11 protein-coding genes, 2 tRNA genes and 1 pseudogene are annotated in these 13183 nt (G+C 69.9%); 9 read left to right on the forward strand and 5 right to left on the reverse strand.

Features of this window, described 5'->3' with window-relative positions; all coding sequences use genetic code 11:
- Window positions 1–97 precede the first annotated feature (97 nt).
- Window positions 98–511 (reverse strand): SsgA family sporulation/cell division regulator, encoded by a 414-nt coding sequence (locus OHB49_RS33935; protein ID WP_003959770.1) that lies wholly within the window; start codon window positions 509–511, stop codon window positions 98–100.
- 190 nt (window positions 512–701) lie between these two features.
- Between OHB49_RS33935 and OHB49_RS33940 the strand changes: the two genes are divergently transcribed.
- The 3 genes and pseudogenes from OHB49_RS33940 to OHB49_RS33950 form a co-directional block, all read left to right on the forward strand.
- Entirely contained in the window at window positions 702–1193 is a 492-nt protein-coding gene (locus OHB49_RS33940) for a TIGR02611 family protein (protein ID WP_329164752.1), read from the forward strand.
- A gap of 54 nt (window positions 1194–1247) precedes the next feature.
- A tRNA-Val gene (locus OHB49_RS33945) sits at window positions 1248–1319 on the forward strand.
- Window positions 1320–1449: 130 nt separating this feature from the next.
- Window positions 1450–1894 (forward strand): annotated as a pseudogene (locus tag OHB49_RS33950) (exo-rhamnogalacturonan lyase family protein); the annotation flags it as partial.
- Here OHB49_RS33950 and OHB49_RS33955 read toward each other — a convergent pair.
- Window positions 1895–4366 (reverse strand): SCO7613 C-terminal domain-containing membrane protein, encoded by a 2472-nt coding sequence (locus tag OHB49_RS33955; protein ID WP_329164754.1) that lies wholly within the window; start codon window positions 4364–4366, stop codon window positions 1895–1897.
- 83 nt (window positions 4367–4449) lie between these two features.
- Between OHB49_RS33955 and OHB49_RS33960 the strand changes: the two genes are divergently transcribed.
- Both OHB49_RS33960 and OHB49_RS33965 read left to right on the forward strand, forming a co-directional pair.
- Window positions 4450–4896 (forward strand): SRPBCC family protein, encoded by a 447-nt coding sequence (locus OHB49_RS33960; protein ID WP_030968689.1) that lies wholly within the window; start codon window positions 4450–4452, stop codon window positions 4894–4896.
- A gap of 39 nt (window positions 4897–4935) precedes the next feature.
- A tRNA-Val gene (locus OHB49_RS33965) sits at window positions 4936–5007 on the forward strand.
- A gap of 92 nt (window positions 5008–5099) precedes the next feature.
- On the opposite strand, the gene OHB49_RS33970 is transcribed toward OHB49_RS33965, so the two are convergent.
- On the reverse strand, window positions 5100–5825 hold the full coding sequence (locus OHB49_RS33970) for a 3'-5' exonuclease (RefSeq protein ID WP_030968691.1): 726 nt from the start codon (window positions 5823–5825) through the stop codon (window positions 5100–5102).
- 195 nt (window positions 5826–6020) lie between these two features.
- On the opposite strand from OHB49_RS33970, the gene OHB49_RS33975 reads away from it, so the two are divergent.
- The 3 genes from OHB49_RS33975 (at window position 6021) to thrS (ending at window position 10005) form a co-directional block, all read left to right on the forward strand.
- Window positions 6021–6617, forward strand: coding sequence for a DUF4365 domain-containing protein (locus tag OHB49_RS33975; RefSeq protein ID WP_030968692.1), 597 nt, complete (start codon window positions 6021–6023; stop codon window positions 6615–6617).
- On the forward strand, window positions 6617–7900 hold the full coding sequence (locus OHB49_RS33980; RefSeq protein ID WP_329164756.1) for a hypothetical protein: 1284 nt from the start codon (window positions 6617–6619) through the stop codon (window positions 7898–7900). The genes OHB49_RS33975 and OHB49_RS33980 overlap by 1 nt, the downstream gene beginning before the upstream one ends.
- A gap of 128 nt (window positions 7901–8028) precedes the next feature.
- Complete coding sequence (thrS, locus tag OHB49_RS33985) at window positions 8029–10005, forward strand: threonine--tRNA ligase (protein WP_329164757.1); 1977 nt, start codon at window positions 8029–8031, stop codon at window positions 10003–10005.
- A 31-nt stretch (window positions 10006–10036) separates the two neighbouring features.
- Here thrS and OHB49_RS33990 read toward each other — a convergent pair whose 3' ends face one another.
- Window positions 10037–10714: a potassium channel family protein gene (locus OHB49_RS33990; RefSeq protein ID WP_329164758.1), complete on the reverse strand. Its 678-nt coding sequence runs from the start codon at window positions 10712–10714 to the stop codon at window positions 10037–10039.
- A gap of 66 nt (window positions 10715–10780) precedes the next feature.
- Between OHB49_RS33990 and OHB49_RS33995 the strand changes: the two genes are divergently transcribed.
- A complete protein-coding gene (locus tag OHB49_RS33995; protein ID WP_267006182.1) occupies window positions 10781–11341 on the forward strand; it encodes an HIT family protein in 561 nt (186 codons plus the stop codon).
- 69 nt (window positions 11342–11410) lie between these two features.
- Here OHB49_RS33995 and OHB49_RS34000 read toward each other — a convergent pair whose 3' ends face one another.
- Window positions 11411–13081 carry a hypothetical protein gene (locus OHB49_RS34000; RefSeq protein ID WP_329164759.1) on the reverse strand — a complete coding sequence of 557 codons (1671 nt, stop codon included), beginning with the start codon at window positions 13079–13081 and terminating at the stop codon, window positions 11411–11413.
- Between the last annotated feature and the right edge of the window lie 102 nt (window positions 13082–13183).

Genomic DNA, 13183 nt, shown 5'->3' on the forward strand with positions numbered 1-13183 from the left:
GGTTTCCGTGGTCACGGCGCCGGTGTCTGCCCTATGCGGTTGTCTGCGCGGCACCGTCGCCCCGAGTCGGACGGCGCCCTGCAGCTCTCGATCTGGCTCAGCTCTCGGCCAGGATGTGTGAGAGCTCCGTATCGAGGTCGAAGTGACGATGCTCGGTGCCGGGCGGCACCGCGGCGTCGGTCCTCTTCAGGAACGACTCCAGGGCCCTCGCCGGGGCCTCGAGCAGGGCTTCGCCCTCTGGGGAGCTCAGCGCGATGCAGACGACGCCCTGGCCGTGACTTCGGGATGGCCAGACGCGAACGTCTCCGGTGCCGGTGGGCCTGTGCAGCCCCTCGGCAAGGAGGTCGCGGGCGAATACCCATTCGACCGTCTCCTCCGCTCCGGTGTGGAAGGTGGCGTGCACGGCATACGGATCGGCCGTGTCATACCGCAGGCCCGCGGGTACAGGCAGTGAGGACTCGCTCGACACAACGAGGCGCAGGTGCAGCTCGCAGCTGACCGTGGTGTTCATAAGCGCCAGGGCCTTTCGCTCAGTGTGCGCTCGGGGATTCGCACGTCGGCGAAATCGACATGCCACCTACGGTGGCGTTGTAAACCCCTCTGACCTTTTTGTGGCGCTTCAGGTAGCTCGTGCAGCGGTGTGTAACTTTGGGTTATGCGGCCATTCCGGTGACAAAGACCGTTCCGGTAGGTTGGGGTCTATGAATGCGGAGAGTGACGCGCGGGACGAGGCCGCCGCACCGGCGGCCCCGGCGCCCGCTACGGGGGACGTGACGGGGGACGTGACGCCGGACGTCACGGAGGGTGTGACGAAGGGGGAACGGGAGCTCGGATCACGGGCGCCCGGCTTCATCAAGGCGTCCAGGGCGCTCCATGTGAGCTGGCAGGTCGGCGTCTTCGTGGTCGGCCTCGCCGTGGTCGTGGCGGGCATCATCATGCTGCCGCTGCCAGGGCCCGGCTGGCTGGTGATCTTCGGCGGCATGGCGATCTGGGCGACGGAGTTCGTCTGGGCGCAGCTGGTGCTGCGCTGGACCCGTCGCAAGGTCACCGAGGCGGCGCAGAAGGCGCTCGATCCCAAGGTCCGGCGACGGAACATCATCCTCACCGTGGTCGGGCTGGTGATCGTCGCCGTACTGGTCGGGATCTATGTCTGGAAGTTCGGGATCACGATGCCGTGGAAGATCCACGAGTGACCCGACGGTGGTCGGAGAGCGCCGTTGACATGGGGTAATGTTTGCGGTGCGCCCGGGCGATTAGCTCAGTGGGAGAGCGCTTCGTTCACACCGAAGAGGTCACTGGTTCGAAACCAGTATCGCCCACCCGGACAGAGGGCCCGTGAGACTGCAAAGTCTCACGGGCCCTCTGCGTTTCCCCGGCCCGATCCGGTGCCGCCGGCCCGTGTCGCCGCGTGCGGGTCGAAGCGCTTCGACCGTTTTCGTCCCGACCGTCGACCTCCGCAAGATCCGTACCGAGCCCTGCACGCCCGACCGGCACGCCCTCTCCATCGGCTTCGGCACCGACTGGAGCGGCCTCGTCTCCGCCTGGCTCACCGAATGGGAACGCGGCGGACCCAGGGCGGACAAGGCGAAGGCCCGTGTCCTCGGCACCATGGAGACGATCGCCGCTCAGCCAACGGCTTCGTCCAGGGCAGCGGCCTGTACGACTTCGACACCGGGAAGTTCGCCGTCGCCACCGAACCCGTCGTCAGCGTCTCCCACCTGTCCGCGGTCGTCGGACTGAACGAGCTGTGCGTCGAACTCATCGCCTCGTCCACAGGCCCGAGTTCGAGGACGCATATCTGGACTACCGCCGGTACTTCAACGCCACCAAAGCGGAGCAGACCGCGCGCTACGGAACGGACTTCGGCAGCCTGCCGCTGTTCCAGGGCCACTCCTCAGCGCATCCGGCCCAGGGCGTCCTTCAGCCGCCGCGCGTCGCGCAGCCGCTGCTCGTACGTCGCCCCGACCACCAGCAGCAGCAGACCGGCCAGCGCGGGCGGCAGCCAGCGCGGAAGTGCCCCCACGACCTGGATCACATACGGCGCCAGTTCGTGCAGCGCGTCCATGGCCAGCACCGCACCACCGAGCAGCAGCAGCGCCTGCAGCCGCAGCCGCGCTCCGGCCAGCGTGATCACCAACGCCGCCACGCCGAGCAGCAGCGGCCGCACCCATGACGGGTCGACCCAGGCCGCGAAGAGACTCGGCATCAGCGTCGCCGCCAGCCCGGCCCCGTACGCGGTCCAGGAGGACGCCACCGGATCACGGCGCCGCCGCAGCACACCGACCACCAGCGCGGGCACCGTCACCGGCAGGGTGTACGCCTCCGGGGCCGACACATCCGAAGCCGACAGCCGCACCCAGGTCGCCAGGACGAACAGGAACACCGCCAGATACCCGGCCGTCGGCCGCCGCTCCGCACGCACGGCCGTGCCCGCCGCCAGCACCCCGCACAGCGCGAGGACCAGAGCCAGGAACGGCGCATCCGGTACGGCCATCGCGACCGCCACCGCACCGGCGACGGCGCCGGTCAGCTCGACCGGCAACGCCGACGGCCCGCCCCGCAGCCGCGCCCCGAGCAGGACCGTGACCGTGGGGACGACCAGCATGAGCGGCGCGGCCCGGTACGCCGCCAGCTCCAGCGAGGCCCCCAGCGCACCGGCAAGCACCATCGCGCACACCACGGCCGCACACGCCGGCACCGCCTGAATCAGTCGGGTCACCCGTGCCGCATCGGCACGCGTCCTCACCGCCGCCGCCCCGAACAGCACCAGCAGCGCGCCGAACACCCCATAGGTGGCGGGCTCCACGGCCAGCGACAGCGCCCCCGCACTCACCGCCCCGGCCACGGCGCACACCAGCGCGGCACACGCCACAGGGTCCGCGCCGCGGCGCACCGCCCGTACTGTCACGGCGAGGAGCGCCGCGACCAGCACCGACTGCACCACCACCGCCACCGGGTACGGAGCGTCCAGGGCGACGGGCAGCACCAACAGCCCCGCCCAGCCGAGCACCAGGCCACTCGCACCCGCCGCACCCCGCCATGCCGCGCCGGGGGAGCCCACCGCTCCGGCCGTTCGCACACACCACGTCCACCAGCGGTACGCCGCACCCGTCAGACCGGCCACCACCAACAGAATCACCGGAGCCGTGGAGAGCTGCGACCATTCCACCCCCTCCATCCCCAGTGCACCGCGGGCACGGCCCTCCGGCACGCCCGACCACACCGCCGTCAACCGCGAGACCGGACCCAGCAGCGTCATCGCGACCGCGGGCGCCGCGGACAGCACCGACCCGGCGACCACCGCACCCGACGCCCACAGCACTCCCTGCCCCACCGGTCGCGGCAGCGGAGCCCGTACCGCCGTCAGAAGCACCAGACCGCACAGCAGATACGCCGGAACCGACCAGTCGTCAGCCGCCCCCGCACGCAGCGCACCGCCCACCCCGGCCACCACGGCGAGCCCGGCCAGGAGTCCACCGGCCACCGCGAACTCCTTCGGCGCCCGCCACACCCCGAACAGCGCGACCGCCGCCCCCGCCAGCAGCAGCGCCCCGGGCGTCACCGCCGCCGCCGTACCGGCCGACACCGACAGCGCCAGAGCCACCACCAGCCCGGCCGCCCCTGAAAGACAACCACCGACGGCCGCGGTCGCCCGCACCGCAACACCCTTGCCCAGCAGGGCGATCGCGGAGTCCAGCGCCGCCGTCAACAGCAGCGCCCCGGCGAAGACCGACGCCTGCGCACCCACCGCCCAGGTCCACAGCACCAGCGTGAACTGCACGCTCACCACGGCCATCGGCAGCGGCAGACGCAGCTTGCCGAGTGCCAGACCGTAGGCTGCCCACAGAACGGCCAGCACTGCCGAAGCGGCCGAGGCGAACCCGGGACCGCCGGTGTCCGGCGCCGCCACCCGGTGCAGCGCATAGGCATCCAGCACCATCAGCACCAGTGCGAGCGCGCCCAGCGACTCGGCCGTCGACGACAGCCCACGGCGCAGCAGCACGGCAGGGGCGGCCAGCGTGGCGACCGTCACCAGAGCGAGCACCGCCGAGCGGCCGCCGATCCCCATCTGACCCCAGCTGACCAGGGTGAACGCGATCGCCGCGATCGTCAGCAGCAGACCGCCCAGGGTCAGCAGCACATTCTGTGCACTGCGCGGCGGCACGGGGGCCGCCGAGGGGAACGAGGGCGCGGACGCGGCCGGGGCCGGCCGTCCGGGCTGCGATGCGGGAGGCGTGGCCGGCGGCTGCAGAACACTCATCAGCCAGGCACGACGGGTCAGCAGTTGCATCCGGCGGGCGTCCAGCCGGGCCAGTTCACGGTCGAGGAGCGCCAATTCCTCGGCGGGCGGCGGCACATGTTCCATGAGCGGAGTGTGGCGCGGCCCACAGGCTCGGACATGCGCTCGGATACTCAGCTGGAGGACTGAGTACGCGCAGACTGGGACCCATGGACTGGAGCCATTACCGTTTTGTGAGTATCTGGGACGTATCCGCCCCGCCGGCTGTCGTGTACGGAGTCCTCGAACGCGCCGAGGAGTATCCGCGATGGTGGCCGCAGATCCGCGAGGCCGCCACCGTCGACGACGCCACCGGGACCATGCGGATCCGCTCCTTCCTCCCGTACGACCTCGTGATGACCGTCCGCGAGAGCCGCCGCGACCCGGCGGCCGGAGTGCTCGAAGTGACCCTCGACGGCGACCTCGACGGCTGGGCCCGCTGGACCGTCACCGCACACGGCACCGGCACCCGTGCCACGTACGAGCAGGAGGTCGAGGTGCGCCGGACGGTGATGCGGCTGCTCGCGGTGCCGGGACGTGTGGTGTTCCGGGCGAACCACGCGCTGATGATGCGGGCGGGACGCCGAGGGCTGGTGGCCCGTCTTGAAGGAGTTTGAACCACACCCGCCGAGACCTGTATGGTTCATTGCGTTCCCGGGCGATTAGCTCAGTGGGAGAGCGCTTCGTTCACACCGAAGAGGTCACTGGTTCGAAACCAGTATCGCCCACCCCGGGAGAGGCCGGTCCGTCTGCGTCATCGACGGACCGGCCTCTGCACGTCCGGATCACGATCATGGGACCGGCTTCCGCAGGCCCGCGATCATGCCGCCGCCGGCAGTTCCGGACGCAGCGGCCAGGCCGGGTCCACCGCCTCCGGCGTACCGCTCTTCGCGAACCACGCCTGCAGCCCGCGCGCCTGCGCCGCATGCCACACCGCCTGCAACGCATGCAGCTCCGACGGGGACAATCGCTCCAGACGCGACGAGAAGCGCCGCCCCACCGCCCGCACCAGCTCCAGCGACGCCGCCGCATCGGCGGCCGCATCATGGGCGCCGTCCAGCACCACCTCGTACTGCGCACAGAGGTCGGTGAGCGTGCGCCGGCCCTTGCGGTAGCGGTCCAGATGCTTGTCGAGGACCCGCGGATCCAGTACGCACAGCGGCGTGTTCTCCAGGTACCCGGCCAGCGACGACGCCCGGTGCCGCTTCAGCTCCCGGTCCAGCAGCGTCAGATCGAACGGCGCGTTCATCACGACGAGAGGCCGCCCGGCCGCGCACTGCTCGGCGAGCGCCCGGGCTATCTCCTCCACCACCGGCGCAGGCCACCGGCCGTTGCGCTGAAGGTGATCGTCGGTCAGACCGTGGATCTCGGTGGCCCCCACGGGCACCGGCACCCCCGGATTCACCAGCCAGCGGGTCACGCGCATGCGCCCGCCCGCCGTGTCCTGGACGACCAGGGCCGCCGAAACGATGCGGTCCTCCTCGACGTCCACTCCTGTTGTCTCGGTGTCAAAAGCGGCCAGTGGCCCCTCATACCAGTGAGTCATCCCCGAACTCCTCGTGCCCGACCGGCAGATGGCGTGATTCCCCTGCCCGATTCGGTGATACCCGGGCCCTTTGCCTGATACGCCGTTTGCGGACCGCTCCGTGCGGTGACAACACAGGTGACGGGCGAGGAAGTTGCCCCGAGTACTCACCAACCGAACGAACCGAACGGCACAGCCCGGAAGGCATACGGAGCCATGGCGCTCGCGCAGCCCGAATCAGGGGGCCCCTCCCGTGCCGAAGGCTACGGGGGAGGGCTGTTGCCCCAGCAGATCGCTCCGCTGCGCGGCACACTCGCCACCACCGCCTGCATGGAGACCCTCCAGGTGGGCTACTTGCACGCGGTCGCGGCCGCGGCGGGGTGCTCCCTGTCGCAGCCCTTCCCCGACAACGGCATCGACTGGCATGTCAGCCACGGCGCCCCCGGTCACCTCGTCGACGACGAGGTGACCATAAAGGTGCAGCTGAAATGCACCTATCAGATACCACCGCACCCGGCCGGACCGACGTTCGCCTTCACGCTGGACAACGCCCACCTCGTGAAGCTCGCCCGGACGCCCGTGTCGGTGCACAAGATCCTGGTCGTGATGGTTGTGCCCCGCAGCCAGGACGACTGGCTGCGGGCCGGACACGACCGGCTCGACCTGCGGCACTGCTGCTACTGGACCAACCTGGCCGGCCACGCGGTGACAGGCCGGCACAGGACCACTGTGCGGATCCCGACCACGCGCATATTCGACGACCGCGCGCTCTGCGAGATCATGACGCGGGTCGGGGCGGGAGGGAGACCCTGATGCACCGGCCGATGGACGAGCCCGTCGACGCAGCGATGCCGTCGGGCACGCGACCACACCCCAGCGAGACGGTGAGCCACTGGCCCACCGCGCTGCCGCCCGTCGGGGACATCCCCGATCCCGCCCGCGTCGACCCCGCGGTCCTCGGCGCCCTGCTGGACCGGCACGGCTGGCGTCGCCGCGGCGGGTCGGCCGGACGGTACAGCCGATGGACCCCGCCGGGAACCGTGGCACCCTCCGGCGGCGGTACGAGTCTGCTGGTACCCGACACCACGGCCTTCCCCGACAGCGAGGACCTCCTCGCCGAGGCACTCACCGCGCTCGCCCGAAGCGCCGCACCCTCGGCCCGTGACGTTCTGGTCTCCCTCGCCGTGCCCAGCGACGAGGTCCGCTGGTGGCGCGATGTCCCCGACGGTGCGCTCGGGGCGGCGGGCGCCGCCGGAGCGGCCAGCTGGAGCGGCGCCGAACAGCTGCGTGCCGCGGCCCGGCAGATCCTTCTCGCCGGGGCGCTCGCCGTGCGGGGGCGCACCGGCTTCCACGGCGCACGCCACCGCCGCAGGGCCCTCGCCTCGCTCGAAGGCATCCTCGTCGGACCTGCGCCGGGTGGCCGCGATCTCACCGCGTATCTCCCCGTCGAACCGGGCCGCGCCGTCTCCGTACGGCTCTACCACGCCCTGCACGCGACCCGCGAGGCCATCGACTTCCAGCGCGCCACCGGGGGCATGGAGGCCTTCGACGGCGCTGTCGAAGCCGGTGTCAGCCGGGAGCTGACCCAGGCCGTCATCGCCCTGGTCCGCGGCTCGGAGGGGACGAGGATCTCCCTCGCCTGGGCGCCCGCCGCGGGCACCCCCGAAGGCTGCCCGGCCCGCCCCGAACCGGTCGAGTTCTCACCCGGCGACCTGCCTGCCCTGCGGCTGGCCGGTGCCCGCTACATCGAGGACGAACCCGCCGTCAACGTACAAATCACGGGGGCCGTTGTCCGGATGCGCCGCTCGGGACCGCGCGGCGCCGGAATCGTACGGCTGCGGGTCCTGGCGGGCGCCGAGGTCCCGCACGTACGGCTGGAGCTCGACGAGGAGGCGTACCGGATCGCCGGTCACGCCCATCTCGTCGGGCTGCCGATCCGGGTGGAGGGGCGGCTGGAGAGCCGGGACGGCTTCCGGCGGCTGACGCGGGCCTCGCAGGTGGTACCCGTACAGGTCGACGAGGCGGAACGGGACCGGCTGATGAAATCGCTCCAGGAGAACCTCGACTTCTTCGAGGAGGCCTGCACGGGCGAATAGGCGCACCGTGCCGGGCGGGCGGGCGGCCGGAGCGAACCCTTTCGCTAAGGGGGCCATCGGCTCGGTACGATTCGTCTTGCGTGCGCAGTGGAACAGGGCGCGCACCCCCCTTCAGTCAGGAGAGACCGGTGTCAGACGTCCGTGTGATCATCCAACGCGATTCCGAGCGGGAAGAGCGCGTGGTGACGACGGGCACTACGGCTGCCGAGCTCTTCCCCGGCGAGCGCACCGTCGTCGCCGCCCGGGTCGCCGGTGAGCTGAAGGACCTCGCGTACGTCGTCGCCGACGGCGAGGTCGTCGAGCCCGTCGAGATCTCCTCGGAGGACGGCCTGAACATCCTCCGGCACTCCACCGCGCACGTCATGGCGCAGGCCGTGCAGGAGCTCTTCCCCGAGGCCAAGCTCGGCATCGGCCCGCCGGTCAAGGACGGCTTCTACTACGACTTCGACGTCGAGAAGCCGTTCACGCCCGAGGACCTCAAGGCCATCGAGAAGAAGATGCAGGAGATCCAGAAGCGGGGACAGCGGTTCTCCCGCCGGGTCGTCACCGACGAGGCCGCCCGCGAGGAGCTGGCCGACGAGCCGTACAAGCTGGAGCTCATCGGCATCAAGGGTGCCGCCTCCACGGACGACGGCGCCGATGTCGAGGTGGGCGGCGGCGAGCTGACCATCTACGACAACCTGGACGCCAAGACCGGTGACCTGTGCTGGAAGGACCTCTGCCGTGGTCCGCACCTGCCGACCACCCGGAACATCCCGGCGTTCAAGCTGATGCGGAACGCCGCGGCGTACTGGCGGGGCAGCGAGAAGAACCCGATGCTCCAGCGCATCTACGGCACCGCCTGGCCCACCAAGGACGAGCTCAAGGCGCATCTGGAGTTCCTGGAGGAGGCCGCCAAGCGCGACCACCGCAAGCTCGGCAACGAGCTGGACCTGTTCTCCTTCCCCGACGAGATCGGCCCCGGCCTCGCCGTCTTCCACCCCAAGGGCGGCATCGTCCGCCGGGCCATGGAGGACTACTCGCGCAAGCGGCACGAGGAGGAGGGCTACGAGTTCGTCTACTCGCCGCACGCCACCAAGGGCAAGCTCTTCGAGAAGTCCGGCCACCTGGACTGGTACGCCGAAGGCATGTACCCGCCCATGCAGCTCGACGACGGGGTGGACTACTACCTCAAGCCGATGAACTGCCCCATGCACAACCTGATCTTCGACGCGCGCGGCCGCTCCTACCGTGAACTGCCGCTGCGTCTCTTCGAGTTCGGCACGGTGTACCGCTACGAGAAGTCGGGTGTGGTGCACGGCCTGACCCGCTCGCGTGGTTTCACGCAGGACGACGCGCACATCTACTGCACCAAGGAGCAGATGGCGGAGGAGCTCGACAAGACGCTCACCTTCGTCCTGAACCTGCTGCGCGACTACGGTCTGACCGACTTCTACCTGGAGCTCTCCACCAAGGATCCGGAGAAGTTCGTCGGCTCGGACGAGATCTGGGACGAGGCCACCGAGACGCTGCGCCAGGTGGCCGAGAAGCAGGGCCTGCCCCTGGTTCCCGACCCGGGCGGCGCCGCGTTCTACGGCCCGAAGATCTCGGTCCAGTGCAAGGACGCCATCGGCCGCACCTGGCAGATGTCGACCGTGCAGCTCGACTTCAACCTGCCGGAGCGCTTCGACCTGGAGTACACCGGCCCGGACGGGACCAAGCAGCGCCCGGTCATGATCCACCGCGCCCTGTTCGGCTCCATCGAGCGGTTCTTCGCCGTGCTGCTCGAGCACTACGCGGGTGCGTTCCCGGTGTGGCTGGCCCCGGTGCAGGCGGTCGGCATCCCGATCGGCGACGCGCACATCCCGTACCTCCAGGAGTTCGCGGCGGCGGCCAGGAAGAAGGGGCTGCGGGTCGAGGTGGACGCCTCGTCCGACCGCATGCAGAAGAAGATCCGCAACCAGCAGAAGGCCAAGGTGCCCTTCATGATCATCGCGGGTGACGAGGACATGGCCAACGGCGCCGTCTCCTTCCGCTACCGCGACGGATCGCAGGAGAACGGCATCCTGGTCGACGAGGCCATCGCCAAGATCCAGAAGGCCGTCGAGGACCGCGTCCAGGTCTGACCGCCGGGAGACTCGAGGGGCCCACGCAGCGCTAGCCGCTCCGCGTGGGCCCCTTCTCGTCCTCCCGGGTGAACACCTGCACCAGCCATGACGAGAACGAACCCGTCACTGCCCCCAGCAGCGCCAGACCGCAGACCATCAGCCCCGCCGCGACGGTCCGGCCGCCCGCCGTGACCGGGACCGTGTCGCCGTACCCCACTGTCGTGAGCGTTTCGCACGCCCACCACACCGCGTCGCCGAATGTACGGATCGTGGCGCCCGGAGCATCGTGCTCCTGGTGGTACACGGCCAGCGCGGCCGAGAAGCCGAGCAGCAGTGCGGTGAGTCCGGCGTAGGTGATCACCCGGGCATACAGACTCAGTCGTGGCTGCTCCCTTCGCCGCTGGACCGCCGTGTAGAGCCGGATCACACGCAACGGCCGCAGCAGCGGGAGCACCAGCACCACCGTGTCCAGCCAGTGGGTGCGCAGGAACCGCAGGCCCTGGCCGCTGAGCCGGATCCGTACGACGAAGTCCACCGCGAAGAGCAGCCAGGTGAACCAGACCAGGGCCAGGGAGAGGTTGCGCCAGGGCTCGGCGTCGTGGGGGGCGAGGACCCGGCCCGCGTACCCGAGCAGGAAGACCAGCGAGGCGACGAAGAGCGGTACTTCCGTGCGCTGCTCCCAGCGGCTGAACCGCAGAGGGGTGGAGTCCGTGGGCTGGGCGCTCATCGCCTCAGCATCGCCGTCCGCCGACCTGTGCGGCCCCGGCGACACGCGCGGCGGGAGTGAAGCAATATGCTGATCGGCATGACGACTGAGCCGGAGCAGCAGATCGGAGTGGGAACGCCCGACGCGTTCCAGCGCCTGTGGACGCCTCACCGGATGGCGTACATCCAGGGTGAGAACAAGCCGACCGGCCCGGAGGCCGGCGACGGCTGTCCGTTCTGTGCGATCCCGGCGAAGTCGGACGAGGACGGACTCGTCGTGGCGCGCGGCGAGAAGGTCTATGCCGTGCTCAACCTGTATCCGTACAACGGCGGCCACCTCATGGTGGTGCCGTACCGGCATGTCGCCGACTACACGGAGCTGGACGGTCCGGAGACGCTTGAGCTGGCCGACTTCACCAAGCGCGCCATGTCGGCGCTGCGGACGGCCTCGGGGGCGCACGGCTTCAACATCGGGATGAACCAGGGAGCGGTGGCGGGCGCGGGCATCGCTGCCCATCTGCATCAGCACCTGGTACCGCGCTGGGGTGGCGACACGAACTTCATGCCGGTGGTGGGTCATACGAAGGTGCTGCCGCAGCTGCTGGCCGACACCCGGAAGATGCTGGCCGACGCCTGGCCCGCGGCCTGAGTCGAGCGGTACGAATGTGGGGCGCCCCCGAGTGGTCCGGGGCGCCCCACACGCGTATCGACTGCGTCGCTATGCGTCGTACACGTCGGCCTTCTTCGGCATCGGATCCTGCACGAATCCGCTGAGAATCATGGAGCGGTTGTCGAAGCGCTCCGTGTTGACGCCGTTCTCGTCGAGGACGCGGAGCGCCGCGCTGTGCACGGCCCGCAGGACGGGGGTGGCGGCGCGGATCGCGTCGTCCGCCATGAAGCGGTGGCGCCACGGCTTCTCGGCCCAGGCGTGGCGCAGGCCGAACGGCTCCGGGAGGGTGATCTTGCCGCCCAGGTGGTCGAGCAGCGGCGGGTACCAGGTGAAGGGGGCACGCAGGGCCAGGCGGACGACCTCCTTGGACTCCACCAGCGGGAGCATCACCTTGCGGGTCTCCCAGAACCTGACCGTCTTGTTGACCGTCTTCTCCTTGGCTTTCGGCTTGCTCGTGAAGAGCGAGTGGACGGGGCCCAGGGCGTGCCCGGTGACCTCGATCCGCAGCGTTTCGTGGAGCACCGTGACAGTGATCATCATGGTGATCACCAGCTGGCCGTCCCAGAGGGTGAACTGGACGCCCAGGTAGTGCCGGTCGCCGCTGCCGAACTGCTGGTGGTTGCAGATCCGCTGTATCTCGTGCGGCTTGATCTGGAAGGTGGCGACGTCCTCGCCGGCCGGGCGGGTGACCTCGTCGGCGTTCTCGCCGACGGGCGAGACGATCCAGTGCGTGACCGACGGCTTGGGGAAGCCGCCGGTGTGCAGCGGGCCGCGTTCCAGCATCTTGAGCTGGTCGTGGATGACGCGAATGAGGTCCCAGCTGCGGAACTGGTGGAATTCCTTGCCGGGATCCTTGGAGACGAGCTCCTCGGCGAGCTGCCAGCTGCCCCAGCGGGTTCCCATGCCGAGGATGCCCTTGGGGCCGGCGTAGAAGACGGAGTTGGACTGCTGCTCGGCCGCCAGCTTCTCCAGGCCCTGGCGGAGCGCCTCGCGGGAGGTCTCGTTCGGATTCTTCGGTACGGCCTCGGGGATCTTGGCGATGACACCGCCGCCGGAGAGCAGCCCTTCCCAGCGGGCGCGCATGTCCTTGGCCGACGTCTCGGCGATCCGTTTGGCGATCAGCCAGCCGATGACGGGGGCGACGATCATCGCGCGCAGGTACAGCGCGAGGAGTCCGGTGACCGGCAGTTTGATCAGGAAGAACAGGGCCGCGATGCCGATCACGGGGAGCAGGGCGATACCGAGGGCGCTGAGTGCCTTGTCCTTGGTGGCGCCCAGGCCGTCGCGGAGGCGGAACGCAAGCACCCACAGGAGCAGTCCGGGCAGGAAGAGGAAGCCGAACACCACGGTGACCAGGGTCAGTTTGGTGTCCCGGGCCTTGCGGAGCCGGGTCGCGGACAGGCAGTGCTCGACGACGGTCTGCGGGTCGGTGCCGAAGGACTGGATGAGGGCCTTGCGGGCGCCGCCCAGCATGCGTTCCTGCACGGCGCGGGAGAAGGCCTCGCCGAGGTTGGGGGCGAAGTATTTGCTCTTGAAGAGCTTGGAGCGACCCTCGTCGATCTTGGACTTGTGCCACTCGCTGTCGGCCTTGAGGATGTCTTCCACCGGGCTGTCGCGGTACGCGGCGGAGGCCAGGGCGTTCGTCGCCACCGCCTGTCCGGCCGCACCCTGGAGCGGGACCTGCGCTCCGGGAGAGAAATCGAATCCGTCGTTGGCCACTGTCGCCCCCACTTGCCACCAAGGATCTGCTCCTGCGGCCTTCCCAACTGCCGCGCCCGGCACACCTTCTGAGCTGGGATCACAGCGTATCGTCCGGATCAA

The organism is Streptomyces sp. NBC_01717 (assembly GCF_036248255.1).
In the GTDB taxonomy this organism is placed as follows: Bacteria; Actinomycetota; Actinomycetes; order Streptomycetales; family Streptomycetaceae; genus Streptomyces.

What these genes read in the sequence shown, in the direction of transcription:
- OHB49_RS33990 (WP_329164758.1), bottom strand. Translation starts at nt 10,714, where the DNA reads ATGAGCGCCCAGCCCACGGACTCCACCCCTCTGCGGTTCAGCCGCTGG.
- OHB49_RS33955 (WP_329164754.1), bottom strand. Translation starts at nt 4,366, where the DNA reads ATGGAACATGTGCCGCCGCCCGCCGAGGAATTGGCGCTCCTCGACCGT.
- OHB49_RS33940 (WP_329164752.1), top strand. Translation starts at nt 702, where the DNA reads ATGAATGCGGAGAGTGACGCGCGGGACGAGGCCGCCGCACCGGCGGCC.
- OHB49_RS33975 (WP_030968692.1), top strand. Translation starts at nt 6,021, where the DNA reads ATGGCGCTCGCGCAGCCCGAATCAGGGGGCCCCTCCCGTGCCGAAGGC.
- OHB49_RS33935 (WP_003959770.1), bottom strand. Translation starts at nt 511, where the DNA reads ATGAACACCACGGTCAGCTGCGAGCTGCACCTGCGCCTCGTTGTGTCG.
- OHB49_RS33970 (WP_030968691.1), bottom strand. Translation starts at nt 5,825, where the DNA reads ATGACTCACTGGTATGAGGGGCCACTGGCCGCTTTTGACACCGAGACA.
- OHB49_RS33960 (WP_030968689.1), top strand. Translation starts at nt 4,450, where the DNA reads ATGGACTGGAGCCATTACCGTTTTGTGAGTATCTGGGACGTATCCGCC.
- OHB49_RS33980 (WP_329164756.1), top strand. Translation starts at nt 6,617, where the DNA reads ATGCACCGGCCGATGGACGAGCCCGTCGACGCAGCGATGCCGTCGGGC.
- OHB49_RS33995 (WP_267006182.1), top strand. Translation starts at nt 10,781, where the DNA reads ATGCTGATCGGCATGACGACTGAGCCGGAGCAGCAGATCGGAGTGGGA.